This is a genomic window from Pseudoalteromonas holothuriae (genome assembly GCF_945859825.1).
GTDB lineage: Bacteria > Pseudomonadota > Gammaproteobacteria > Enterobacterales > Alteromonadaceae > Pseudoalteromonas > Pseudoalteromonas holothuriae.
This window is the reverse complement of the sequence record NZ_CAMAPC010000013.1, coordinates 14,217-39,961: the sequence shown is the minus strand read 5'-3', so window position 1 is coordinate 39,961 and position 25,745 is coordinate 14,217. Positions and strand designations below refer to the sequence as shown.

Annotated in this window: 21 protein-coding genes; 11 read left to right on the top strand and 10 right to left on the bottom strand. The window is 39.6% G+C overall.

Annotated features, from left to right (window positions below; translation table 11 throughout):
- Nucleotides 1–44: 44 nt before the first annotated feature.
- Nucleotides 45–1,694, bottom strand: a complete 1,650-nt coding sequence (locus OCI93_RS15000; protein ID WP_261594957.1) for a trypsin-like serine protease — start codon at nt 1,692–1,694, stop codon at nt 45–47.
- 653 nt (nt 1,695–2,347) lie between these two features.
- Here OCI93_RS15000 and OCI93_RS14995 point away from each other — a divergent pair.
- The 5 genes from OCI93_RS14995 (at nt 2,348) to OCI93_RS14975 (ending at nt 6,473) form a co-directional block, all read left to right on the top strand.
- Complete coding sequence (locus tag OCI93_RS14995; protein ID WP_261594958.1) at nt 2,348–2,791, top strand: BLUF domain-containing protein; 444 nt, start codon at nt 2,348–2,350, stop codon at nt 2,789–2,791.
- A 96-nt stretch (nt 2,792–2,887) separates the two neighbouring features.
- A complete protein-coding gene (locus tag OCI93_RS14990) occupies nt 2,888–4,495 on the top strand; it encodes a methyl-accepting chemotaxis protein (protein WP_261594959.1) in 1,608 nt (535 codons plus the stop codon).
- A 222-nt stretch (nt 4,496–4,717) separates the two neighbouring features.
- Complete coding sequence (locus OCI93_RS14985) at nt 4,718–5,320, top strand: Crp/Fnr family transcriptional regulator (RefSeq protein ID WP_261626747.1); 603 nt, start codon at nt 4,718–4,720, stop codon at nt 5,318–5,320.
- A gap of 65 nt (nt 5,321–5,385) precedes the next feature.
- Nucleotides 5,386–6,036, top strand: a complete 651-nt coding sequence (locus OCI93_RS14980) for an NAD(P)H-dependent oxidoreductase (RefSeq protein WP_261626746.1) — start codon at nt 5,386–5,388, stop codon at nt 6,034–6,036.
- Nucleotides 6,036–6,473, top strand: a complete 438-nt coding sequence (locus tag OCI93_RS14975; RefSeq protein WP_261594962.1) for a DMT family transporter — start codon at nt 6,036–6,038, stop codon at nt 6,471–6,473. Before OCI93_RS14980 ends, OCI93_RS14975 begins: the two co-directional genes overlap by 1 nt.
- 43 nt (nt 6,474–6,516) lie before the next feature.
- Here the strand turns inward: OCI93_RS14975 and OCI93_RS14970 are convergent, their stop codons facing one another.
- The 5 genes from OCI93_RS14970 to OCI93_RS14950 all read right to left on the bottom strand — a co-directional run bounded on the left by OCI93_RS14970 (nt 6,517) and on the right by OCI93_RS14950 (nt 11,141).
- Nucleotides 6,517–7,152: a glutathione S-transferase family protein gene (locus OCI93_RS14970; protein ID WP_261626745.1), complete on the bottom strand. Its 636-nt coding sequence runs from the start codon at nt 7,150–7,152 to the stop codon at nt 6,517–6,519.
- Between the two features lie 202 nt (nt 7,153–7,354).
- Complete coding sequence (locus OCI93_RS14965; RefSeq protein ID WP_261626744.1) at nt 7,355–8,947, bottom strand: AbgT family transporter; 1,593 nt, start codon at nt 8,945–8,947, stop codon at nt 7,355–7,357.
- A gap of 143 nt (nt 8,948–9,090) precedes the next feature.
- Nucleotides 9,091–10,566, bottom strand: a complete 1,476-nt coding sequence (locus OCI93_RS14960) for a cryptochrome/deoxyribodipyrimidine photo-lyase family protein (RefSeq protein WP_261626743.1) — start codon at nt 10,564–10,566, stop codon at nt 9,091–9,093.
- Nucleotides 10,559–10,867 carry a hypothetical protein gene (locus OCI93_RS14955; protein WP_261594969.1) on the bottom strand — a complete coding sequence of 103 codons (309 nt, stop codon included), beginning with the start codon at nt 10,865–10,867 and terminating at the stop codon, nt 10,559–10,561. The genes OCI93_RS14960 and OCI93_RS14955 overlap by 8 nt, the downstream gene beginning before the upstream one ends.
- 4 nt (nt 10,868–10,871) lie before the next feature.
- Nucleotides 10,872–11,141 carry a DUF3081 domain-containing protein gene (locus tag OCI93_RS14950; protein ID WP_261594970.1) on the bottom strand — a complete coding sequence of 90 codons (270 nt, stop codon included), beginning with the start codon at nt 11,139–11,141 and terminating at the stop codon, nt 10,872–10,874.
- A gap of 81 nt (nt 11,142–11,222) precedes the next feature.
- On the opposite strand from OCI93_RS14950, the gene OCI93_RS14945 reads away from it, so the two are divergent.
- Nucleotides 11,223–11,489, top strand: coding sequence for an MBL fold metallo-hydrolase (locus OCI93_RS14945; protein WP_261626742.1), 267 nt, complete (start codon nt 11,223–11,225; stop codon nt 11,487–11,489).
- Nucleotides 11,490–11,725: 236 nt separating this feature from the next.
- Here the strand turns inward: OCI93_RS14945 and OCI93_RS14940 are convergent, their stop codons facing one another.
- On the bottom strand, nt 11,726–13,051 hold the full coding sequence (locus tag OCI93_RS14940; RefSeq protein WP_261626741.1) for a DUF2252 domain-containing protein: 1,326 nt from the start codon (nt 13,049–13,051) through the stop codon (nt 11,726–11,728).
- Nucleotides 13,052–13,643: 592 nt separating this feature from the next.
- Here OCI93_RS14940 and OCI93_RS14935 point away from each other — a divergent pair.
- Nucleotides 13,644–16,607, top strand: coding sequence for a TonB-dependent receptor domain-containing protein (locus OCI93_RS14935; RefSeq protein ID WP_261594977.1), 2,964 nt, complete (start codon nt 13,644–13,646; stop codon nt 16,605–16,607).
- Between the two features lie 64 nt (nt 16,608–16,671).
- On the opposite strand, the gene OCI93_RS14930 is transcribed toward OCI93_RS14935, so the two are convergent.
- The 3 genes from OCI93_RS14930 to OCI93_RS14920 all read right to left on the bottom strand — a co-directional run bounded on the left by OCI93_RS14930 (nt 16,672) and on the right by OCI93_RS14920 (nt 19,808).
- A complete protein-coding gene (locus OCI93_RS14930) occupies nt 16,672–17,475 on the bottom strand; it encodes a DUF1338 domain-containing protein (protein WP_261594978.1) in 804 nt (267 codons plus the stop codon).
- A gap of 67 nt (nt 17,476–17,542) precedes the next feature.
- Complete coding sequence (gene astA / locus OCI93_RS14925) at nt 17,543–18,562, bottom strand: arginine N-succinyltransferase (RefSeq protein WP_261594981.1); 1,020 nt, start codon at nt 18,560–18,562, stop codon at nt 17,543–17,545.
- Between the two features lie 40 nt (nt 18,563–18,602).
- Entirely contained in the window at nt 18,603–19,808 is a 1,206-nt protein-coding gene (locus OCI93_RS14920; RefSeq protein ID WP_261626740.1) for an aspartate aminotransferase family protein, read from the bottom strand.
- 162 nt (nt 19,809–19,970) lie between these two features.
- On the opposite strand from OCI93_RS14920, the gene OCI93_RS14915 reads away from it, so the two are divergent.
- The 4 genes from OCI93_RS14915 to glgB all read left to right on the top strand — a co-directional run bounded on the left by OCI93_RS14915 (nt 19,971) and on the right by glgB (nt 25,742).
- Nucleotides 19,971–20,399 (top strand): Lrp/AsnC family transcriptional regulator, encoded by a 429-nt coding sequence (locus tag OCI93_RS14915; protein ID WP_261594983.1) that lies wholly within the window; start codon nt 19,971–19,973, stop codon nt 20,397–20,399.
- An 821-nt stretch (nt 20,400–21,220) separates the two neighbouring features.
- Nucleotides 21,221–21,523, top strand: a complete 303-nt coding sequence (locus OCI93_RS14910; protein WP_261594984.1) for an isoamylase early set domain-containing protein — start codon at nt 21,221–21,223, stop codon at nt 21,521–21,523.
- An 8-nt stretch (nt 21,524–21,531) separates the two neighbouring features.
- On the top strand, nt 21,532–23,517 hold the full coding sequence (gene malQ / locus OCI93_RS14905) for a 4-alpha-glucanotransferase (protein ID WP_261594985.1): 1,986 nt from the start codon (nt 21,532–21,534) through the stop codon (nt 23,515–23,517).
- Nucleotides 23,514–25,742 (top strand): 1,4-alpha-glucan branching protein GlgB, encoded by a 2,229-nt coding sequence (gene glgB, locus OCI93_RS14900; RefSeq protein WP_261626739.1) that lies wholly within the window; start codon nt 23,514–23,516, stop codon nt 25,740–25,742. The genes malQ and glgB overlap by 4 nt, the downstream gene beginning before the upstream one ends.
- Nucleotides 25,743–25,745 lie beyond the last annotated feature (3 nt).

Sequence of the window (25,745 nt, the reverse complement as noted above, 5' to 3'; positions counted from 1 at the left end):
ACTTAGTTGTTTTTAAAGTCCGGTTGAGAAATTAAAAATTTTAATTACTGACATGTGCCAACACGAGCCCAAGGACCCCAAGGACCTGAGTTTGTTGGGTTTTCACCTTGTACCCACCAATTTGCACGATATACAACACCTGCTATTTGAGCCACGTCACCTTTTTGATACACCGTTTGTGCTGACCATACTCCAATACCGTTACAATCACCCGAGCCTGTGTCTGTCACCGTTACTGATTTAGTCACTGACGTTGTTTGGTTGTTGCTGTCGGTAATTGATAGCATTACTTGATAATTGCCTGCTTGGGCATAAGTATGGCCAGGCGAAAATGCATTACTTAAATTGCCATCACCAAAATTCCATTGAACAGCGGTAATGTTGCCAGTACTACTATTATCAAAAGATACTGTTAACCCATTTATTGCAGCAGTAAAATCAGCTACCGGTGTTGACGCATCACCACAACGAGCACCTTTTTGCCATACATTTGGATAGATATCTGGTTGAGCACCTTGAGACCACCAAATTGCTTTGTACTCATAACCATTAAAACTGACCACATCGTTTAGTGCATAGGCTTTATTTGCGTTCCATGTTTCAACACCAGAACAATTACCAGGGTCTGTACCATCTGTTACATTAACTTGCTTAGAAGTGGTGTTAGTTTGCCCCTTAGTATCAGTAACTGTAAGTTGCACATTATAAGTGCCGGCAGCACTAAACTGATAGGTTGGGTTTGCTTGTGATGAAGTGCCACCTTGGCTATCACCAAAGCGCCAGCTGTGACTTTGAACACCTTTATCGTCACGAGAGCGGTCAGTAAAGCTTACTGATAATTGATTAGCACTATAATCAAAATCAGCAATAGGTGCACTATCAATTGGGTCAGTATTACCAATGCCTGTTTTCGCTTTAATCCAATCGAGGTAACTTGTGGTGCGAGTGAAAGCAGATGCTCCTTGACAAGCAATACCCCAGCTAACCGTACCAATACTATAATAATCAGCTCCTACGCGTACTGCATAAGGGCCGCCGCTATCGCCATTACATGCAGAACGGCCACCTTGACCACCACCGCAAATTACTGAGCTTGGAATGTTGAAATTTAATTGACTGCTACAACTTGCGTTACTGATCACCGGTAAATCAACTTCACGAAGTACATCACTTGCCCTTCCTCTGTTTGAAGTTAGCCCCCAACCAGAAACCGTAACATAATTACCAATGCTTGCATGTTGTTGTTCTATGTCAGCAGTAGGAAGTTTTGCCGGTGTATGTTGGCTATTAGCAGGAGATGCTAAGCGCAATACAGCAATGTCGTAACCTGAACGAATACTGTTCGCACCGCGCCACTGCTCATGACTAATAATCTGAGATACGCGCAGTGTTTGGCCATCATTGCGACTAATTGAATGAGCACCAACACGCACAGTTAAGCTACTTGTTGAGGCACTGTCTACGCAATGTGCAGCGGTTAAAACCCAGTCTTGACTTATCAGCGTACCGCCACAACCTTGACGACCATTCATAAGCAGAGCAACTTGGTAAGACCTCGAATTTGGTTGCGTTTCTGAACCACCAACAATATTTATATCCATGTCTGGAGTTGAAGATGGTTTTGCCATTAACAGCGGCGAAGAAAGCGTTCCTAAAACCGCCAATGTGATCGTGGTCATTTTTATGTTGTTCATGTTGTATCCTTGTTGTTACCCGTAAATGAGTAATCTAGGAATAATCTGAGATACACATTAGATCAATAGCTGGATTAAAGTTTAACCATGGTCAGACCAGATTGCAGGGCAAACTTTGAAGCAATAAATTCACCTAAATTAGGAACTTATACGTATTGAATTGTTTACAACTCAAATGTAAATGAATGTAAAAATATTGGTTTTTTATGTTATTTAAGTGAAATTTTTACTTTTGTAGCCAGAGATTCATTGCTTTTAGTTCAATCTTACTCAAAATATTATCATTGGTTAGCGGCACATGTGGGTCTTTCTTTGCTTTGAGTATCTTACATACTTCACAATGAGTTATTGAATTCTGGTTTCAAAAGATTTCCCTCTTATTTACTGATGTGTCTGTTGAATAATATTGTTTTTAGCATAAATGCGAATATGTACTTAAAACACTATTTTTACACTGTAATCTCGGCTAAGAAAAAGTACTGAACAGTCGTGCTGTATTAGTGCTGTTGAATTTTATTTTTGCCGATTTTGGGATTATTTTTGCTTTTGTATTAGACTTAACTGAGGTGGGTAGAAACGATTTAATAATTGGTGTAGCCCAGCGCCAAAGGACATTGGTTCATTTCATGATCTGGGCAAGTTGGAGGCGTATATTGATTGAATTGGTTTATGTTAGTCGAGCTAAGTGGCACTTTTCTGAGCCTGAGTTATTTGGGCTGTTAGAACAAGCTAGAGGCAATAATGCAAGTATGGGCGTGACTGGCTTATTGCTTTATGATAATAAAGGGACTTTTATTCAAGCACTTGAAGGAGAAGAAAAACAAGTAGATATTCTCTATAACAAGATACTTGCAGATGAACGTCATAGCCGAATTAATCGTATCAGTCGCAAAAACATTAAGCTCAGAGCATTTCCAGATTGGCAAATGGGCTTCAAAATGGTGGACTACCAGTCAATACAAACACTCCCCAGTTTTTCTCAATGCATGCAGCAACCAAACCCAATAATAGGTTTTAACGACGAGAGCAGCTTTGCCGTTGACTTGCTAAATTATTTTAAACTCAGCGAACACCAATATTTGGTTAAGGGGTCATAAGTGCTTTCTAAAATTACGATATCGAAAAAAGTATATCTCCTCGGGTTTTCTAATTTAATTTTAATGATAATTTTGGGCTGGGTATCGATTTCAAGTATGAATAAAATAGGCAAAGAGCTGATAGACATTGCAGAGGAAGATATACCATTAACCCAAGCTCTTACAAAAATCACTGAACATCAACTTCAACAAGCAATCTTATTTGAGCGATTTTTATTGCATACTTTGATGGCGGAACACGGTAAATTTCCTGCTGCGCAGATCTCGACTGAACGAGATAGAGTCATAAAGTTATTAAACAAAACAAAGCAAGAAATCATTGATATACAGAGCTTTATAGAAAAATCCATTCCATCATTACATTCCCAACTCGCCAAACAAGAATACCAAAAACTATTAACCGACCTGATATTAGTCGATAAAGATTATGTATTGTTAGCGCAAAAATTGAATGAGGTAATGCAAATGGGGCTAGATGGCGATGTTGATAAAATGCTATCACAGGCAAAGTCTGTTGAGGTTTTAGAAGACAATATTGATCAAAGATTAGTTACTTTGTTAGACAAAATTCATGCTTTTACATTGACTGCTGCTATTACTGCTGAGCAGCATGAACAGCAAGCCATACGTGTAATTATTGTAGTTTTTGTTATTTCAATCATTTGGGGCACTATTATGCCCAGCCTTATTGCTCGAGCTATTACTCGCCCTATTAATAATTTAAACGAACGTCTTAAAGAGTTAGCCAGTGGTGATGGTGATTTGCGTATCCGCTTAAATGATAAGGCTAATGATGAAACCGGCGTACTTGCTAAGTCTTTTAATAATTTTCTCTTGGTTTTAAGTTCAATGATAGGAAAGGTAAATAATCAAGCTAATAATTTAGGGAGTTCTTCTGAAGTGGTTGTATTGTCGATGCAGCAAACCCTAGAAAATGTATTACATCAGCGTGAAGAGATCAGTTCCGTCGCCAGTGCGATTCACGAAATGAGCAGCACAACGCAAGAAGTGGCACGTAATACTGCTGAAGCAGCAGTAGTAACTGAAGCCGTTAAAGAAAAAGTGATACTTGGGCGTTCAGGTGCTGCGCAAACACAAACGGTAATTAAACAAGTTGCTGAAGAAGTAGCTAATGCTTCAAAAGTGATTGAGAGTTTAGTTGCTGAAACAAACAGCATTGGCACCGTGTTAGAATCTATTCAAGGGATTGCTGAACAGACCAATCTTTTAGCTTTAAATGCAGCCATAGAAGCTGCAAGAGCTGGAGAAAGCGGACGAGGCTTTGCTGTTGTAGCAGATGAAGTACGTCAGTTGGCGCAGCGTACTCAAGTTTCAACGGTTGATATCCAAAAGTTAGTAGTGCGTTTGCAACATGAAGCGAATAATGCGGTGGCATCAATGCAAAAAGGCAGTGAAAGTACCCAAATTTGCCTAGATAAAAGTAACGAAAACGTTAGGTTGTTTGAGCAAGCAGCGCAATCGGTTGGTGAAATATCAGACCTGAATACTCAGATAGCAACAGCAGCAGAGGAGCAGTCAGTGGTAGCGAATGAAATTAGCCAAAGCTTAGATAGTATCAATAATATTGCCAATACAACCTCAGAAATGACTGAACAAAGTGCCACTGAAAACAAAAATATTGCAAAGCGTATTATCGATTTACACAAAGCACTTAATATTTTTCAAATTGCGTGTGAAAAGTAATATTTAATCAGTAATTAGAGGAATAACACAATCTCAGTTTGGTGAGTATTGTTTAAGTTCATAAGTAAGTATTTCTCAGCACTGGATTTCTGCAAACCGACTCTTGGTACGTTAAAACTCAAATGCTAATCGTGTACCTACATAATGGTGCTGCAATGGTATGTTCGTTAATATGATTAGTAAGCACTTTTATTCATAACACTCATCGACCAAGGAGGTTAAATGTCCAAAAAGTTACAACAATTACGTGATGTACTAACATCGTATTCAGCTATTTCTGATGCAACATGGCAGCAAATGTTACCTCTGTGTCAGCACGCAGAATTCAAAAAAGATGAATACTTATATCCATATGGCAAACTACCTAACAGCTTTGCTTTTCTTAATCGAGGGGTCGCCCGCTTATTTGCATGTGATAATAATGGTCAGGAGTATAAGAAACGTTTTTTTTGCTCCGGTGAATTCCCAGGTGTTATGAGCGCGCTTCATCAACAAAAAGCACAAGAGCAGGGGGTTCAATGCTTACAAGACTGTGAGGTTACCCTTATAGGTTTTAAACCTTTTCGGCAATTATTATTTGCTAATAATGAACTAATGCAATTTCAAATAAAATACCTTGAACAAAACTGGCTGCTCGAAAAAGACCAGCGTGAGGTCTGCCTAATTCAACAAGATGCGACACAGCGCTACCTATTATTTTTAAAACAAAATAGTGCTCTTTCAACCCAAATCCCGCAATATCATTTGGCTTCACACTTAGGTATCAGTCCAACCCAGCTAAGCAGAATACGAAAAACACTAAAAAGTATGAACTTATTTACATAGGTAAATGAGTCCCGAAATCATCTCCTTTATCCTGCATCGTAAAGTCACAACAAACAAGGTTTACCATGCAATCAGAATCAATCCACACATTACAAGACACACTTTATTGGCGATATGCTGTCCGCCGTTTTAGCAACAAACAGGTAAGTGATGAGACACTAACTGAGATTTTAAATAATACACGTTTAAGCGCTTCTTCTTACGGATTACAGCCCTACAAGATAATTGTAATCAAAGACCACACATTAAAGAATCAGTTAGTAGAGTACAGCTTCGGGCAAAATAAAGTCGCCGATAACAGCCACCTTCTAGTTTTCGCTGCAGATATGAGCTGCATAACAACTATGATTGACAATCATACCCAAAGGTACTCTCTATACAATGATTTGAGTGATGAAAGATTGATTTCTATAAAAAATAGCATGCTTGATGCTTTATCAAGCCTAACCACCGATAAACAATATAAATGGGCATCTGAGCAAGCCTATATTGCACTTTCTACTTTACTAATCTCTGCAGCATCGTTGCAAATAGATACATGCCCTATTGGTGGTATAGAACACCAAGAATATGATCGAATATTAGATTTAGATGGCTTGCAGCTTAAAACTGTGATTGCTTGTCCAATTGGCTACCGCCACCCTTTTGATTATAGCGCATTGAGGTATAAAATAAGGAGGCCCCTTAATGAGTTAGTTCTGGGTATGGAACTATAATGTTGTTTACCTTGTTAGCATTTTTCGCTGGCGCTGCAATAGCCTTACAAGCAAGTATGAACGCACAACTTGGCATGCTACTTAAAAGTCCAATTTTGGCAACAGTTTGTGCACTTTTCTCTCTTGTAATACTAGGTGTTTCAAGTGCCGGTGCTCCTAATTATAAAGTGATTAGTCACATACCTTGGTATCTATGGGGAGTTGGTGGCATATTCAGTGCTGTTGGTGTTGGCCTGTGCTACTTTTTAATTCCCAAAATGGGCGTTGGAAATTTAATGTCGATGGTACTCAGTGGGCAGTTATTAATGGCTATGTTGATTACTCATTTCGGTTGGTTTAATGTGCAACAAGCCAGCATTTCTCCTCAAAAATTACTCGGGATCAGTGCAATGTTAATCGGACTAATTCTAGTGAATAAGGACTTCAGTGCCTCATAGCATTAATGTATGTGGCACCACTCACAATGTCAGTTGTTAAAACTTATTTATATGCACATAAATCGGTTTGCTCATTGTCACATACCGCTTTTATGGCAGGGTGCTTAGCAAGCCCTTTAAGGTATCTATTTAAGTTTTTAAAACTCAGAGGCGGGTTTTTTAATTCATCCGCCCAAATGCAAAGCATAAACATGTAGCAATCGCATACAGTAAATTGCTCATTAACCATATACACTTTTTCACCAATATACCGATTGAGTAACTCCAAACATTCACGAATGCGTGACTGCTGAGTATTCACAATATCGTCATACATAATAGCGCTTTGCGTATGCCTTTCGGGGTAATAGTAAACCATCAATTCATTTTGCAAGGTCGTCGTTAAATACATGAGCCATTGATAAAATTCAGCTTTTGCTTGGGGCTCGGTAGGTATCAAATGACCATTAGGGTGCTTTTCGCACAGGTATAAACAAATTGCAGCGCTTTCAAACAAAATAAAATCGTCATCAACTAACGTGGGGATCCGTCCAGTTGGATTCATTTGTACATATTGCGCAGACTTTTGCATCAGCTTTTTACGGTCAACAAGTTCTAGTTGATAGGGAACGTTAAGTGCTTTAAGAACAAAATGCGGTGCAAGGCTGGCGTTTCGAGGGTAATAAAAGAGTGTATACATAAACTACCTTTGTGATTTAGTCATGTTTCGTGAGAAACCTAAGCTCCTTTTTTGGTAAGTTCTATTGAACTGTAGGTGAGCATTTGTCTTTTAACAAATCTATTTATTACATTATGCTAGTATTTTATATAATCTCGCTCCCTTTATTAACTCACTACAATGAGCAACGCCAGCAAACAAAGCTGGCGTTTTTTTATTATATTTAGGGAGTGTAATAAATCGGTGAGTTCGGCCCTACAGGCAGCCCAAAACCAAATACCCAGATGTAGAACAGCAATACCCAGCCTACAAAGAAAAACATACTGTATGGCAGCATAGTCGCAACCAAAGTACCAATTCCCATATCCTTTTTGTACTTCGTCGCAACGGCTAAAATAAGGCCAAAGTAGCTCATCATTGGCGTTATTAAGTTAGTCACTGAATCTCCAATTCGATATGCTGCTTGAATCGTTTCTGGTGCGTAGCCAACAAGCATTAACATAGGTACAAATATCGGTGCGGTCACGGCCCACTGTGCTGATGACGATCCTAAGCTTAGGTTAACTAGCGCACACATAAATATAAATAATACAAATACTTCAGGGCCAGTGAGGTTGAGCGCGGTAAGTAATGCAGCTCCATTTATTGCCAAAATCGTACCTAAATTAGTCCACTTAAAAAACGCAACAAATTGGGCAGCAAAAAACACTAATACGATATACATGCCCATTGAGCCCATTGATTTGCTCATCGCATCAATAACGTCACGGTCATTTTTCATCGTGCCAACGACACGACCATACACAAAACCAGGAATTGCAAATGTCACAAAGATGAATACCACAATCCCTTTTAAAAAAGGTGAACCAGCAACTAAGCCTGTCTCAGGATGACGTAAAATACCGCTTTGTGGCACTATTGTTAGTGCAAGTAAAGCTGATACAATTAGTAATGAAAAACCAGCCCATTTAAGCCCCGACTTTTCAATTGCCGATAAATGCTCTATGTTGTTTTCACCTAAGTCAATACTTGCGTCATTTGGGTTATATTTACCAAGACGCGGTTCAACAATTTTCTCTGTTACAACAGTACCTACGATAGCAATCAAAAAGACCGATATCATCATGAAGTACCAATTTGCTTCAGGACCTACTTGATAAGTGGGGTCTATCATTTGTGCCGCTGGTGTTGTAATACCAGCCAGCAGTGGATCAATCGTTCCAAGTAATAAATTTGCACTATACCCACCTGACACCCCTGCAAAGGCTGCTGCTAAGCCAGCCAGAGGGTGACGGCCTAAACTATGGAAAATCATTGCAGCCAAAGGTATAAGTACAACATAACCCAATTCAGATGCTGTGTTGGATAATATAGCGGCAAATACCACCATAAAAGTCACTAATCGCTTCGAAGCGCCCATCACCATACCGCGCATTGCCGCTGATAATAGTCCTGAATGCTCAGCAACACTAACACCTAATAACGCCACTAGTACTGTTCCAAGTGGTGCAAATCCAGTAAAGTTCGTAACAAGACCGGTGACAATTTTTTGTAAACCTTCTGCACTTAAAAGACTAACGACTTCAATAATACCATCAGGATCTCTGCCCTTAGCACCTTCAGGGCGAGGGTCAATTGCACTTAACCCCATCCAATCAGCAATACCACTAAAAACAACAATGGCGACACAGAACATCGCGAACAAAGTAATTGGGTGAGGCAACATATTGCCTAAAAACTCTACAGTCGCTAAAAAGCGGTTAAACCAGCCCTTACTTTGCTGGTTTTTGGCCTGCGTCTCTGTAACATTTGACATAGCTTACAATCTCTAAATCTAAAAAATCGCGATAATTTAACATTTTTTACTTTTATAATCACAAAGATTCGTCGACCGACCACTCAGATAGGATAAAATATTTGTTTTGAACATATTACCACCGCCACAAAAACTTTAGCTCATCAAAACAACGACAATTGACTGCGGTGTTGCTTATTTGTACCTGATTTATTATTGGCTTGGCTTGCTCTAGATGCATGTACACGCACGACACGCCGAGTTTCAGAGCTATCTATACACCGCTTATAGTAACTTGATACTTTAGCCTTCGCTTGTCTTGCTGCATCTTTTGGTAATATATCTGGTTTATCGTACAAGTCAGTTTTTAAACCGCTATAAAGCCAAGGGGTATGCAAATAGGCATTCGGTACATGCGCCAGCTCTGGTAAATAGCGACGTATAAAATCACCTTGAGGGTCAAGCTTTTGCCCTTGTGCTACTGGGTTATACATCCTGGGTGGGTTAATGCCAGTCGTACCCGATTGCATTTGTATTTGAGGATAATGAATACCCGGCTCATAGTCGATAAAAGTACTTGCTAAGTAAGCTGCCGTTTTAGGCCAATCTAACCATAAATGATAACTGGCATAGGCAACCAGCATCGCTCTCATCCTGAAGTTAATCCAACCAGTATGTATCAACATGCGCATGCATGCATCAACAAATGGCACACCTGTATAACCTGCTTTCCAACGCTCAAAGTTTATTTCGTCAAACTCACCTTCGCGCATTTTAACCAAGGAGCGATGCACGGCCTCTAATTCATAGCGTGGTTCAGATTCCAGTTTTTGCACAAAATGACTGTGCCAATAAAGCCGAGAAATAAACCCTGCTTTTTGTCGTTTGTTTACGCAAAGGGCATAAGACTCGTTAATTACTTTTTTTAAGCTCAAGCTGCCATAACATAAGTAGGGGCTTAATCTAGAACTACTTGAAACTGAACTTACTGGGCTAGATATGCCATATAAATATTTATTGATGCGAGTATTAAAAAAGCTGTTTAAGGTATTTTTTGCATTTGGTATGCCACCCAGCTGCATATCTTGGGCGACAAAGTTATCGTTTCCTGGATATATATCTAATAACTCTAACCCGCTGTGAAAACTTATTAAAGAATTGAGACGATTCGGCGCACTGATTAATGGGCTATCTAGCCACTGAGCTGCCTTTTTTTGCCAATTTGCTCTTTTAATATTACCCCGAAATACAGCTTGTTGACGATACTCATGTATACCAATGTGTTGTAGGTTACACCAATTAAAAACTTGTTTATCTCTTTCGTATGTCCAATTATTTCCCGTTTCTTGATGACAAAATAACGCACTGATTGGGTAGCAAGTATTAATTTTTGACAAAATATCAACTACGTTACCAAATCGAATACACAAAAAACCTCCAAGCTTCTCAAGCTCTTCTGCGTAAGAACGAATGGTTTGCGAGATGAAATAAAACTGCCTCGCACTGGTGTCATTAAGTTGCCAGTATTTTGGCTCTATGACATACAAAAACAAAGTGGGTAAATTGTTTTTTTGACTGTACTTTAGTGGTGCATGATCCTCTATCCTAAAATCACGCTTTAACCAAACCACATTAATCACAGATAACACCTTTAAACAAAAGTGGATAACGCCTTAAACGATTTCCTATATAATCATCTGCTAGTACTTGTTTGGCGATTCGTTGTACGTCATCGTCTATTGCAAATACCCACTCAAAACGCTCCACTGCGAGCAGTAAACCTCGCTTTAAGTATGGTTGCTGCTTAAATTCAGCACAATTTGTTTTGATGATTTCTAACTTTTCAGGGTGTACCTTTAATTCGTTTAAAGCGGCAATAATAAACTCAAAGTCGCGACTTTGATGTTTATTATTGCTCAGCTTACGCGTTATTTTAGCCATATAGCTATTTGTCACTCTCTAGCTGTTTTTTTAACGACTCTATTTTTACAAGGAAGTCTTCTTTATGCTTATCATGCTCATAATCTAGGTGATAAGTATTATGAAACCCATATCGCATAAGTACACCACTGCCTTTAAAGTAAATCGTATATCCATCGATATCAGAAAAGGCTGTTATACCACCATATAGCTTGCCCTCAGATGTAACTTCACCATGTTTTTGAATATACTCATAAACACTCAAAATGGTTCTGCTATCTATTTCATTTTTCATTGCAACTCCTATTAGTAAGTTATTCTACGTATTAGAATTGGTGTAGGATCAATAAAATACAAGCTTACCAGCACTGAGTTTATGCAAATTCAATTTTTAGGACCACCTTCAGGCATCCCAAGTAATTATCGCCACATGTCAGCGACTGCAATAAGCTTTGCAACATCAAAACAGTGGTTACTCATAGATTGTGGCGAAGACACTCAGCATCAGTTACTTAAGACAAGGCTTTCACCAGCAAAATTGGCGGTTATTTGCATCACTCATATCCATGGTGAACACTGTTATGGATTACTAGGTTTGCTATCGAGTATGTCTTTGCATGGAAGAGTCGCTCCTGTGACATGAATTGCACCTCATAAACTTATTCAGTTTATTCATTCTTGCTTTAGGGGCTGTTGATCTTTGCTCTGTGTTTTTGCAGCAGTCATTCGGGTGTAATTGCCGAATTTGCAAACAAGCATGCTATTAAACGCTTAGCGCTTACCCACTTTAGGATGCGCTACCACGGCCCTGGTATGCTAGAACCACTCAAAAAAGAAGCCAAAGAACATTACCAGGGAGAATGACATTTTGCACAAGACTTACTTTGCTTGACTCTGGCGAAGCAAAACCTGAAGTAACTCTTGATCTGACTGGACGATAATCGCATATTGCTCTGCTGCTTGTATTAAGCTGTCTATTTGCGGCGTTATCTTCTCTATACATGCTTGTTGAAACAAGGTAGAACGCCTATCACCACGCATGTGGGCTAGTGCGAGCGTGTGGCCACAACTGGCTGCATATTGTTCAAAACCATTTTTTTGTGCCGCTCGTTTACCAAGCATAAAATCTTCCGGTTCACACCCGACCCTTGCATGGTGCCTAGAGCGAACTAGCCAATGCTTTGCCTGCCAATAAACATCATCCAGCACAATATCTGGACGACGCTGCATTTTACGTTGGCAGTTTACAGTCAAATGAGCTGCATTAAGCCGGTTTATTGGACTCAGTTTAGTAAAGTAATTTAAGGGGGCAGCAAGGCGCTGCTGTTTTATCTCTACGATATGACACAAGTGGAAATCTTCAGCACACATTTTTGCAGATTCCGGCCCTACTAACACGTAATATCGCGTTAGATTATGCGAACCGGTTCCTGCGCTTAAACGCTCAACAACATCTAGTATGTAATCATCAACATAAGGCAAAAATGTGTCGACTATGTCATTATAAGTTTGTTCAGGCAAACGTTTAAAACGCTGTTCGTCATGTTTAAACGCTAAAGGCAAAGTATTAAAGTCTAGCTCTTTAGCTAAAGTACTATTTGTCTTGAACGCCGCGCCACCTGCTTTTCTTTGTAGCGCTTTTTGCCAACGTTTATACAGAATATGCTCATTATCAAACTCAGAAACAGCTGATTGCGTTGTTAGTTTATTATCGACAGATAGCTGGCATGCATCGAGATACGAGTCAACAAAAGCTTGAGCGCCTGCAAAAACTTGCTCTTTAGAAACCAAAGGTTTTTGTCTAACCTTTATATCACTAGAGGTCATTTGTTGGTCGCTTGCATGATGTCGAGCCAAAAATAGACTTGTCACAAAACGAAATAGATCCCAAACAGCGTGACCAATACATGCATCATCAAAATCATTGGCCGTAAAAATGATAGTGTCGCCATGAGAGCCTTCTTCACTAATAAACCCAAAGTTTCCTGTATGACAATCGCCAAGAATACTTGTTAAAGGCATCTCAAAAAGCGCATCAGGCAATGCAATATTACCGTTGGCAAAGTCATGATACATCAACGCTGCGCTGCCCCTTAAAAATAGAAATGGGCTAGTTGCCATTTTTATGTGTTTTTGTAGTGTTCCAACTGGGCGCACACAATCAATGTTGGTCAATATCGCTTCTATTTGAGTCTGCCTGTTCATATTAACTCCTTCACATTGACAGATAAGTTTCCTATTAATGGTTTATAAACCATCAAGTAGAGGTAAAACCTTCTAAAACACTTTACCACACGCTAACTAAAGGATGTGACAATTTAGTTGCAATAATATGACTTAAACTTGCTTAGTTTTAAGTTTTGAAAATTATTAAAACAAGTTGTTGCAAGAAACAAATTAATTTCTTATTTAACCTAAGAAACGGATCAGAAGGTACTTTGGTTATAATTTTGAACAACAGGAGGGAAAGTTAAGTCAGAAAATCCTACTGGCAAAGCCAATTGAACCCTAAACAGTAGCTCGGCATTGCACATTCGTCAATATACAAGATGAATTTATAGTGTATCTGAGATTACCTCACTGTATCTCATGGGTTACTTTTTAATCGCTCCGTAAGAATTTCAATACACAAAATGATGCAATTAAATCTGTCCTCAAATTGACTACGTAGCATTTTTTTCATTATCTATAGGTATGCGAAATCAACTTCACTCAATGCTTGATTTGGCAGTTGCTGTGCTTTGACCAGATAGTCAAACGCTCACATATAATAATAAACAAACCGATAGGATGTAGTATGCGTAATTTTAACCACAGTAAAATAGCCCTAAGTGTGGCGGTATTTTTAGCTGGAGGCACAACTGGCTATACAGCTGAACAAACAGGCGCAGAAGAAGTAGAAAAAATTCAGATCACAGGCTCTCGCATAGCTCGCTCTAGTGCGCAAATGACAACACCAACCACTGTTTTAGATGCAAAAGCCATTGAAATGTCGGGTGTAAAAAATATTGGCGATTTAATGCATAAGCTACCTGCAATGATTGACGGCGTAGGTGGTGTTACAGCACGCGATCAAAATGGTTCCGGACTCTCAACGGCGGGGCAAGAATTAGTCAACTTACGAGGCTTAGGCACTGAACGAAGTTTAGTATTGGTTAATGGGCGTCGTCATGTACCTGGGGATGCAGGCAACTCAGCAGTCGACTTATCAATGATCCCAACAGCACTGGTTGAGCGAGTAGAGATTATAACTGGTGGGGCGTCTGCAATTTATGGCGCAGATGCAGTAACCGGTGTTGTTAACTTCATCATGAAAAAGGACTTTGTTGGTTTTGATATTGACGCCTCTTACGGCGAAAGCGCTGAGGGTGATGCCAAAAGCAACGACCTGTCAATTACTTTTGGCCAAGACTTTGCCAATGGAAAAGGTAACTTTACAGTACATGCAACCTATTCTAAAAAAGATGAAGTAAAAGCAACCAGCCGAAACTATGCCAACTTAAATCATTCATTTTTGTCAAATCCAGATAATACAGGGCCTAACGACGGAATTCCCGATACCTTATTTGTCAATGATTTACGGTTTCAAGCACTCAGCGCTGAAGGGTTAATTTATGTACCTAACGACAATTACTTCTTTGGTGATATGCCAATTACACAAGCACCTGTGCCAACATTTGCAAATGACCCAATTGAGTTTCCTTTTGGTAAAGTAGGGTATGACACATTCACAATCGACAGAGCTGATGGGCGCTTTAGGCCTTTTGAAAATGGCGCATTTTGTAGTGGACCTGTAACGTGTGATGGAGGTGATGGATTTAGGACTCCTGAAACAATCTACCTTGTTGCCCCAAGCGATCGATTTTTATTTGATTTTGGCACCCGCTATGACATTGCAGATGACTTAACTATTTTTGCTAATGCTAAATACGCTAAGGTTGAGTCTTTTGCTACAGGCCAAGCAAGCATATTTCACGATGACAACTTTGGCCCTTTAGTATCACTAAAACTTGATAGCCCATTTTTACCTGAAGGTTTGCGCCCGTTAATGCAAGAGCGAGCTTTAACAGAAGTAGGCCTAGCCGTTGTCGGTTTACCTTCAAGCGCTGATAACACGCGTGAAACGAAACAGTTTACCTTTGGTGGCGAAGGGCAGTTTAGTGATTATGACTATGAATTTTACATTCAACATGGACAAGTAGACGGTGATATTTATGAGCAAACTACTTATAACGAGCGTTATTATCGCGCACTAGATGCAACGACCAATGAAGCTGGAGAAGCCGTATGTCGTGATACTTCAGATTCATCATGTGTCGCATACAATCCGATTTTCAAGCAAGCTTCCCCAGAAGCTTTAGCGTACGCCGGCGTAATACTTCACCGCCAACAAAAGATGAAACAAACACTCGCAAGTTTTGTGGTAAATGGTGATTTAGGGTCAACCAGTCTTGGTCCTATTGCATTTGCTGCTGGGTTAGAATACCGCAAGGAGCAATCATCAAATTTACCCGACCCCCTTACTTATGGCCGAGATGAAAACGGTATTGGCCTTGGGTTAGTTGGGCTGACCACTGGCCAAAGTGCAGAAACCAACATATTTTTAAGCCCTGTAGAAGGTAGCTATGATGTTAAAGAGTTATTCGCGGAGGTAAGCGTTCCACTGCTTTCGGACTTGCCGCTTATTGAAAGTCTTGATTTTGAAGTTGCTGGACGATATGCAGACAACAGCATAACTGGAGGCGACTTTACTTACAAAACAGGTTTTAATTGGCAAATAGGGTATGACATTGGTAGTAGGGTTAGCTTTTCAAGAGCGGTCAGGGCACCCAATGTACAAGAATTATTTGCACCAAGTTCAGCGGGTGCTAATAACTTTACAGACCCATGCCATAATACAAACCTAACCGCTAATGCTGCAGCAGCAGCTAACCGTAAGGCAAACTGTGCAGCTTTAGGTCTAAGTGAAGAATTTGTATCGAATGCTTCTTTTGGTACTGTATTACAACAAACCAGCGGTAATGAGCAGCTCAAGCCAGAAACAGCGGATACTTTAACAGTTGGTTTAACCTATACACCAAGTGCTGATTTTAACCTAGCAATTGATTATTGGGATATTGAAATAACTGACGCGATAACAGAGATAGACGGCACTGATGTGCTTGAAAACTGCGTAGATGGCGCTCAATTAGATAGCAACTTCTGTGACAAGGTAAAGCGTGCAGACAACGGTAATATTTTATATGTCGGCGTAAATAGCATTAATGCTGCTAGGTTTTCGGCAAGTGGTGTCGACGTTGAAGGGATGCTAGGCTTTGATTTAGCATTGGGTCGCTTAAGTTTTAGAGTGAATGCCTCATATTTAGATGAGCGTATTTCAGAGCAAAACCCTAAAAGTGGGCAACCTATTGAAAATCAAGCGGGTAACCGAGAGTATCCTCGCGTTAGAGCAAATATCAGTACAACCTATCAATATGAAGACCTTACGGCGAGTATAAATAGTAACTATGTAGGGAGCTCTACCTTTAATAAAACCCGTTCTGACGAATATTACCCATCAGAGTTTGGTAATCAAGTAGCAAGTTATACCACTCACAATTTGCGCGTAAATTATCAAGCATCTGATGAAATAGTCGTCTATCTTGGCATAAATAATTTTGCTAACAAAAAACCACCAAGGCTTCCGTTACTAAACCAAGGTAACATGTATTATGACGCAATTGGCCGTACATACCGTGCCGGCGTAAAATATAGTTTCTAAATAAATCAAAACTTATATGTAAAAAAGCAGAGCTGATGCTCTGCTTTTTTATCAATTGCTCGTATTATCGGGCATTGGTGCTTTCAAATATTTTGTCAGCAGAGGCTGCTACAAATCCTGTGTAAATCTCACCATTTGCTTGCTCATAGCGCAGTGCAAATTCATAAAAACAGCTTGGGATCTTAAACTCACCATCGCTGAATATTACACTGTGGTGGTCAGCCAAAGTCGAAGACTGTTCTAACAAAACTTCAGCAGAGCCTTTAATTTCACCACCAGATGTATTAAGCGTAAAGCCTGCATCTTTAAGTGCTTGGTTAACCGCTTCAATCGTATTAAACCCAGATAAATAATTAATACTCACAGTAAAGTGATTAGCACGGTATCCCCATGCAGACATCCAAGCCGCATATTCACTTTCTTGTAAAAGCTGTTGATATGTTTCGTGGCTCACTTGCCAATGCGTTCCAGAATATAAGAAGTCCTCAGCGGTCACTGCACTTTCATCAATCTGCTCAACCATGTCATTGACAATAGCTTGCAGCTCTGGTGAGCATTGCTCTACTAATAACTCTGAAATAAATACTTTTGGCTTTGTTGGGTCTGAATGCTCATAGTGCTTAGCGTATAACTTCTTTGCTTCAAAGTGGTATTCGCCACACTCTTTGTAACCAACTGCTATGAAGTGAGACGCTAATTTTTCTAGTCCAACTTTCTCGTGGTTAAAGGTACGAAGTGCAATGTGATCATTAATCACATCATCTTTTTGTGTTGACCCTAACAGCTCATGTACCTTCACTGCTGAAGGCGTAACTGACAGGTAGTTGCTCCAAAGTTTGTCAAATAGTTGATCAACATTGTTGTGCATAATGGGTTCCTTAATTGTGCGGCTATTTCCGCGTTAACTTGGTACGATTAAGCGCGACGCAGCAAGTTTATAAAGTAAATGTTCTAACAGAATCACCCGTTTCAAGCCCCAAAGCTTGGGCTACGCAGGGTTCGATACTCAATGTTTTAGTGGTGCTATCATATGAACATTTATCAGTAAAAGTCGCTTTAAAGCTGGTTAAACCTTGGTTTGAAATAGCACGAGCTTGACCACTAATATTGCTATGAATGCTCACCTTAGCCACTACAGAGTGCTGTACGGTTCGTATATTGCTAAGCTTAGCTTCAACAGTAGGACCTGCATCGAACAAGTCAATATACCCTCGGTGCTCAAACCCTTCCTTTTCTAATAGTTTTAGTGCTGGTTTGGTTTTTTCATGAACTTGGCCGATAACAGCTTGTGCTTGCTCACTGAGTAAATTGGCATAGATAGGGTATTTTGGCATCAGCTCACTTATAAACACCTTATCGCCTAAGCCAACCAAATGATCCGCTTGAGGAAACTCAATGCTGAAAAAATGCTCTTGCAACCACTGCCAAAATGGTGAACGGCCATTATTATCGCTCACACCACGCATTTCAGCTATAACAGTTTGTGCGAAACGTGTTTCGTGATCAGCCATAAATACAAAACGCGAACGACTTAAAAACCGACCCGCTAGACCTTTACGAAATGGTTCACGTAAAAATAGTGTACATATCTCTGAGCAACCGGTGTAATCATTACACATGCTTAAAATATCGACGGTATTGTATACACCAAGCGTACGCGAGTGATGTACTGTTTTGCCTAAGTGATAGTGATACAAAGGAATTTGCATACCCACTGCCGCCTCGATGGCGGTGGTACCCATGATTTCACCCGTTTCACTGTCTTCAAGCACAAAAACATACCCCTCATCAAAGGGTTTATTTAATTGTTTAGCGAAGCTACGTTCTGAGCGAGAGATTTTCTCTTGTAATAAATCATTATCCACTGGCAATGAAGTAAAGCCATGACCAGATTCTATGGCTATCTGTTTAAAAGCAGCAAAATCATTGCTGTTTATTGGTCTAAGTATCTGCATAATTGCAATCAATGAGAGGTGTTACCACCTCTCATACCTATTAGCCGTTTACCACGTCAGAGACTGCCATCTCAAAACGCGCCAAGCCCGCAGTAATGTCTTCATCAGGTATAACCAGTGATGGTGTAAAACGAATAACATTTGTACCAGCTACTAAAGTCATAAGACCATGTTTTGTGCTGGCTACTAAGAAGTCACGAGCGCGGTCTTTAAAGCTGTCATTTAATACAGCTCCTAATAACAAACCTTTACCGCGTACCTCGGTAAATACATTGTATTTTTCATTAATGATGTTTAAGCCATCACGAAATAGCTGCTCTTTATGCTTAACTTGGGCTAACACTTCTGAGTTATTCACTGTATCAAATGCGGCTTCTGCTACCGCACAGGCAAGCGGGTTACCACCGTAAGTAGACCCATGAGTACCCACTTTTAAATGCTTAGCAATATCAGTCGTTGTGATCATCGCACCGATAGGGAAACCACCACCTAACGCTTTAGCTGTGGTCAATATATCTGGTGTTACATTTAAACCTTGATAAGCATAAAGCTCACCAGTGCGGCCAACTCCAGACTGTACTTCATCAAAAATCAATAGTGCATTGTGTTTGTTACACAAAGCACGAACACCTTCTACAAACTCTTTAGATGGGCTGATAATACCGCCTTCACCTTGTAATGGCTCCATCATAACAGCACATGTTTTATCACTAATTAATGCTTCAAATGCAGCTAGGTCATTGTAATCACAATGAACTACATCAGCAGGTTTTGGGCCAAAACCATCTGAGTAAGCAGCTTGTCCACCTACAGTCACGGTAAAAAATGTACGCCCGTGGAAACCTTTATTGAATGCAATAATTTGTGTTTTATCTTCACCATGCTTATCTAATGCAAAACGACGTGCCAATTTAAGCGCCGCTTCATTTGCTTCAGCACCAGAGTTTGCAAAATAAACTTTGTCTGCGAATGTGGCATCGGTTATTTTTTTTGCCAAACGTAAGGCTGGCTCATTAGTCATTACATTTGATAAATGCCATAACCTTTGACCTTGCTCAGTTAATGCATTTACTAGCGCAGGGTGACAATGACCAAGACAGTTAACAGCAATACCGCCTGCAAAATCAATGTATTCGTCGCCTTTTTGATCCCATACTCGTGACCCTTTGCCTTTTACAGGGATCACTTCTGATGGGTTATAATTTGGTACCATAACCTGATCAAATAATTCGCGGTTTGTTTGCATGACGACGTCCTCTTATTTTACTTCAATTTGAACGCACCTTTTTTATACAATTTTAAAGATGCCTAATTATCTTCATTATTACGTTGTTCAAAGTAAATTTGCAGTGCAAATTTATTCAAATTGATTAAAATAAGAAGCAAATTAACGATCCTTTTATTCAAAATGATAAATTCACACGATGAAAAGCTAATTGCTCTATTACGCTCAAACGCCCGTGCAAGTATTTCAGAATTAGCAAGAAGCTTAGACTTATCGCGTTCTACTGTACAAAGTAGGCTGCAAAAACTCGAACAATCGGGTGTTATTCAAGGCTACAGCGTCGAGTTTGGTAAAGAGTATTTATCAGAACTCGTTGAAGCCCATGTATCAATTAAAGTTAAACAAAAGTTGACCACTAAAACCAACATCGCCTTAAAGCATTTAAATAATATTAGTGCGCTGTATGCAATCAGCGGTGAATACGACATGATAGCTGTAGTTGAAGCTCAGAATTTACAACAACTGAGCACAATTCTTGATGACATTGGCAATTTAGAAGGGGTAGAACGAACGAATTCATCGGTTATTTTAGAGACTAAATTTAAACGCTAACTGCAACGCCATTTAATATAGAGTTGATGCAACTCAATTAGCATGCTAGTACTTTTGTCTAACTGACTATAATATCATCTACAATATAGTAAATATAAACAATAACTTAATAGCATAACTTAATCAAAACCATCGTTTATGGCCTATGTTACTAAGAGAAGTCAGCAATAACTTTGCATCTACAGTTATTTTTGCTAGAACTTAGCAACGTGAGTAATTATTATCACACAAAATTTTAATTTACATTTCAAAATTGATTATTGCATTATTTTAAGCAAATACCACATGCAATTTGACTACTTAAAAGCACTCTAAGCACTAAAGGTTTACCTTTGGTCTGTAGCTGAAAAATACAAATAGCTATCATTATCAGCAGTTTGTTTTTAGTCATATCTTGCTACGTTTGCCCTCAGAAAAACCCATCTATATTTGTGTACATATTTTTTATTACCTTACAAAGCACTAGTTACTCATAATAATGCAATAGTATTTTTTAATGCAGATAAAATTACTCTAACCTGTTGAGTGTTATATTAATTTTATTCACTTTACAGAAGTAAGGCTTAGTATTAGCTTAGTGTTCTCAACAGTTGGTCTGTGTTTTGCTCTACTACGATGAGAACCCTTAGCACAGCCTGATCTTAATTAAAATTGCACTGTTATGGTGCAGTTTTAATTAAAAATGCACTGTCATATTGCGTAAACACAAGTTTGATTTACTGTTGATATGACTACCACTGTTTCCGATTGTTAAGCAGTTAAAGGCACGGCACTGTGGCAAGGATTAATTTACCATCACTGTGGTTTATTTGGAGCCTGCTATGTTAACCAAACGCTTTTTTAAAACGAAAGAAGAAGCCGAAGTCACTTTTGAATTTGTACACCCAAACGCCCAAAAAGTTGAACTTGTCGCTGAGTTTACTGATTGGAAACCTATGGCAATGAAATTTGTCAAAAAAGACAAAGCATTTAAGCTTAAAAAACGGCTTCCTGTCGATAAGCAATACCATTTTAAATATCTGATCGATGGTAAACTTTGGGACAACGACAATCAGGCAGACGCCTATGTACCAAATAATTTTGGTACAGAAAATAGCATCGTAAATACTCAGCGTTTAGCGTAGTTCCGCTTATGCAGGGGTTATCTCAGCTATATTATTTACACGGCATTGGCTACGATTTTATAAAGTATACAGGCGAACACGTTGTGTTTGATGAGCAAACTCGTTCACAAGCACTGCGTTGTTGTGGGATTGACACAGCAAATCAAAAACAGATTAATAAACTCAATTTTGAACTGGATATTGCGCCTTGGTTAGTTGCTGTAGGTGACGTTAGTATTGTTGAACAAAAGGACACTTTGTTTAAAGTTCGCATGCCAGATTATCAATGTCATGGTATTGCGAGTATTCATATTAAAAATCTTAACTATGAATATCAATTTGACTTGAGCAAAGGAATGATTGTTGGCGAGTTTATTCATGAAGATACTCGCTATGTCGAAGTTGCTTATCAAATAATGGGGATGCCAGCTGGCTATTTTGACGCAAAAATTAATCTACCTGAAGGGCAGTATAATACCCAGATTTGGTCGGTTCCCAACGAATGCTACAAGCAAACAACACACCCTACAACGGGTATTTCAGTGCAACTATATACTTTATATAGCGATAGAAACCTAGGCATTGGCGATTTTGCTGACCTTGATGAGCTAATCATACATAGCGCGCAAAGTGACTGTGATTATATACTATTAAACCCCTTACACTTGTTGTTTACAAATCAGCAGCATAGGGTGAGTCCATACAGTCCAAATCATCGGTGTTTATTAAATCCACTGTACATTGCAATTGACCGTACACAAGAATATGCAATGAGTGAACAATTACAGAACGATTATCAGCAGTGCTTAGTGTCACTGCAAGCACAAAAACAACAGCCTTTTATTGATTATAAATTAATTAGTGAATACAAGTATGACCTTTTAACAGCTGTGTATACTCACTTTAAGCACAATAAAACCCAACAACATCATGATAAGTTCATTGCGTTTACACAACAATTCGCTGCTCAGCTTAAAGTATTCAATAATGATGAGTGCGCTATCTACTGGCAATATTTAGCACACCAACAACTCAATGATTGCCAACAACTGTGTATAAAAAAGGGAATGGCTATTGGCCTAATCAATGATTTGGCAGTTGGCTGCTCACAAGATAGCCTCGAATATAAAATCAACCAAGATCTTTATGCCGCAGATGCGCATATTGGTGCGCCACCTGACCCCTGGGCTGAGTCGGGTCAAGACTGGGGGCTCCCCGCACTAAATCCGATGCAACTAAGCAAAAATAAATATGCATTTTTTAAGCAATTGCTGCGTAGTAACATGGCCTCAGTTGGTGGATTAAGGATTGATCATGTTATGGCCATTAGGCGTTTGTGGTGGTGCTTTAATATCAACAATAAAGCCCAAGGTTGTTACGTCTATTATCCATTTGAACACCTCATTGCATTGCTCAAGATAGAGTCTCAGTTACAAAAAAACATGATAATTGGTGAAGATCTTGGTGTTGTGCCGCCTGAAATTAAAACCGCAATGCAAGACGCTAATATGCTTGGTAATATTCTCTTTTATTTTGAAAAAGATCAACACGGCGAATTTATTCCCCCAACACAGTTAAGGCACCAAGCTTTACTCATGGTAGCAAATCATGATGTGCCGCCTTTTGCGGCATGGTGGCAGGCACAAGACTTATCCATAAAAGTACAATATAAGCTTTTAGCTGATAATGCATTAGCCTCTGAACGAGCTAAGCGAACAGCAGAAAAAGTAAAACTACTACACTGGTTTACAAATGCAGGTGTGACTCATTTGCATGCACAAAGTGAAGCGCGTGAAGTGTATGAAAACTTACTTTATGTGCTAGCAAAATCAACAGTATCGATGTTGTGTTTACAACTTGACGACTTAGATGAACAAGCCTTGCCCGTTAATATTCCAGGAACTTATCTTGAATACCCGAATTGGCGACGCAGGTTATCACAAAGTGTTAGTGACATATTTATCAACAGAAGCGATTTTATTAAAACGTTAACTCAAAGCAGGAAAGGATTATGAACAGCGTAGTATCACCAGACAAACCCGTTCGCGATTACTCAAAACAACTTGATGCGCTCCAAAATGGCTGTTTCTCAGACCCCTTTTCGTTTTTAGGCCTTCACCTTAGTACAGCGCAAGAATATGAACTCAGAGCCTACATGCCTGGTGCTAAATCCGTTAGTGTTGAAATAGCAGGCACATCTCAACCGCTCAAGCGGTATCTAAATAGTGATTTATTTTTATTAACAACTACAGCAAGTCTCCTCACTCACCAGAACAAGTTCACTATAACTTATAGTAAAAGTAAGCAAATCAAACATGATGTTTATCGTTTTGGCTGCCACTTGGATGAACAAGCACTGTATTTGTTTAATGAAGGCACGTTAGAGCATGCCTATCGGCATTTAGGCGCGCACTTTATAACGCATGAAGGTATTGAAGGTGTGCGGTTTTCAGTTTGGGCACCAAATGCCCAAAGCGTGTCAGTTATTGGAGACTTTAACTGTTGGAACCGGTGCGAGCACTTTATGAGGTTTCACCCTGCAAGTGGTATTTGGGAATTATTCATACCAGAGCTTAGTGCTGACCAATGTTATAAATATTCTATTACGGATGCATATGGGAATAATCAAGACAAAGCAGACCCTTTTGCATTTAAAATGCAACAGGCACCAAGTACAGCCTCTGTACTACAGCCACTAATAGAACATAAGCCACTAACAAAACAACAACAAGCAGCTAGAGCTAAGCGTAACCATGTGAGTGCGCCTGTTAGCATCTATGAAGTGCACCTAGGTTCTTGGAAACGCCGTGCTGAACAGGGTAACCGCTATTTAACCTATCGAGAACTAGCTGACGATTTGCTCCCTTATGTCAAAGATATGGGCTTTACTCACCTACAACTTATGCCTATCAGCGAATACCCATTTGATGGTTCATGGGGCTATCAACCTGTTGGGTTATTCTCCCCCTCAAGTCGCTTTGGCAGTTTTGAGGATTTTGTGTATTTTACTGAGCGCTGTCATGACGCCGATCTTGGCCTACTCATTGACTGGGTGCCTGGACACTTTCCATCAGACCCGCATGGATTACATAAGTTCGATGGCACACATTTGTATGAACATGCCGATATGCGACAAGGCTTTCACCCTGATTGGAATACCTATATTTACAACTATGACCGTCCAGAGGTGAAAAGCTTTTTACTCGCAAATGCAATTTATTGGTTAAAAGAGTTCAAAATTGATGGTTTACGTGTTGATGCTGTCGCATCAATGCTGTATTTGGATTATAGCCGAAAGGATGGTGAGTGGGTTGCTAACCAGTATGGCGGGCGTGAAAACTTAGGTGCTATCGACTGCTTACAACAAGTTAATAAAAGGTGCTACGGAACTGATGCAAGCATTATGATGGTAGCTGAAGAGTCAACAGCATGGCCCGGCGTCACCAACAGTGTTGACAATAATGGACTTGGTTTTGGTTTTAAATGGAATATGGGCTGGATGAACGATAGTCTGAGTTATATGAGCCGCGACCCACTTTATCGTCAACATCACCATCATGAAATGACCTTTTCAATGGCTTATGCCTATTCAGAAAACTATATATTGCCTTTAAGTCATGATGAGGTAGTTCATGGTAAAGGATCACTGCTGAGTAAAATGCCAGGTGATGACTGGCAGCAGTTTGCTAACTTGAGAGCCTATTTTGCATTTATGTATGCGCACCCGGGCAAAAAGCTGTTATTTATGGGCAGTGAATTAGCAAGTCGACAGGAATGGGACCACAATCAAGGGCTCGATTGGGACCTACTTGAGCATGCATCACACAATGGCATTCAATGTACTGTAAAAAGACTCAATAAACTGTATACCTCGACGCCTGCTTTGTACGAATGTGACCATACACCTGCCGGTTTTCAGTGGATTGACTGTAATAATGCATCGCAAAGCTTATTTAGCTTTGCTCGGTTTGGTAAAGAGAGTAAAGAGTTATTAATCGTAATTAGCCACTTAACACCACAAGTTTATCATCAATACCGAATGGGTGTGCCAAAAGCTGGCGTATATGAAGTGGTGCTCAATACAGACGATGAGCCGCTATTTGGTTCGGGTATAAAAGTGGTCGGTTCTAAGCAACAGCTGGTACAAACACAGCCAACACCCTCCCATGGTTTTGAACATAGTATTGTTATTAGTATCCCGCCTTTAGCAACCCTTTATTTACACTGGATAACGGGTTAAGCC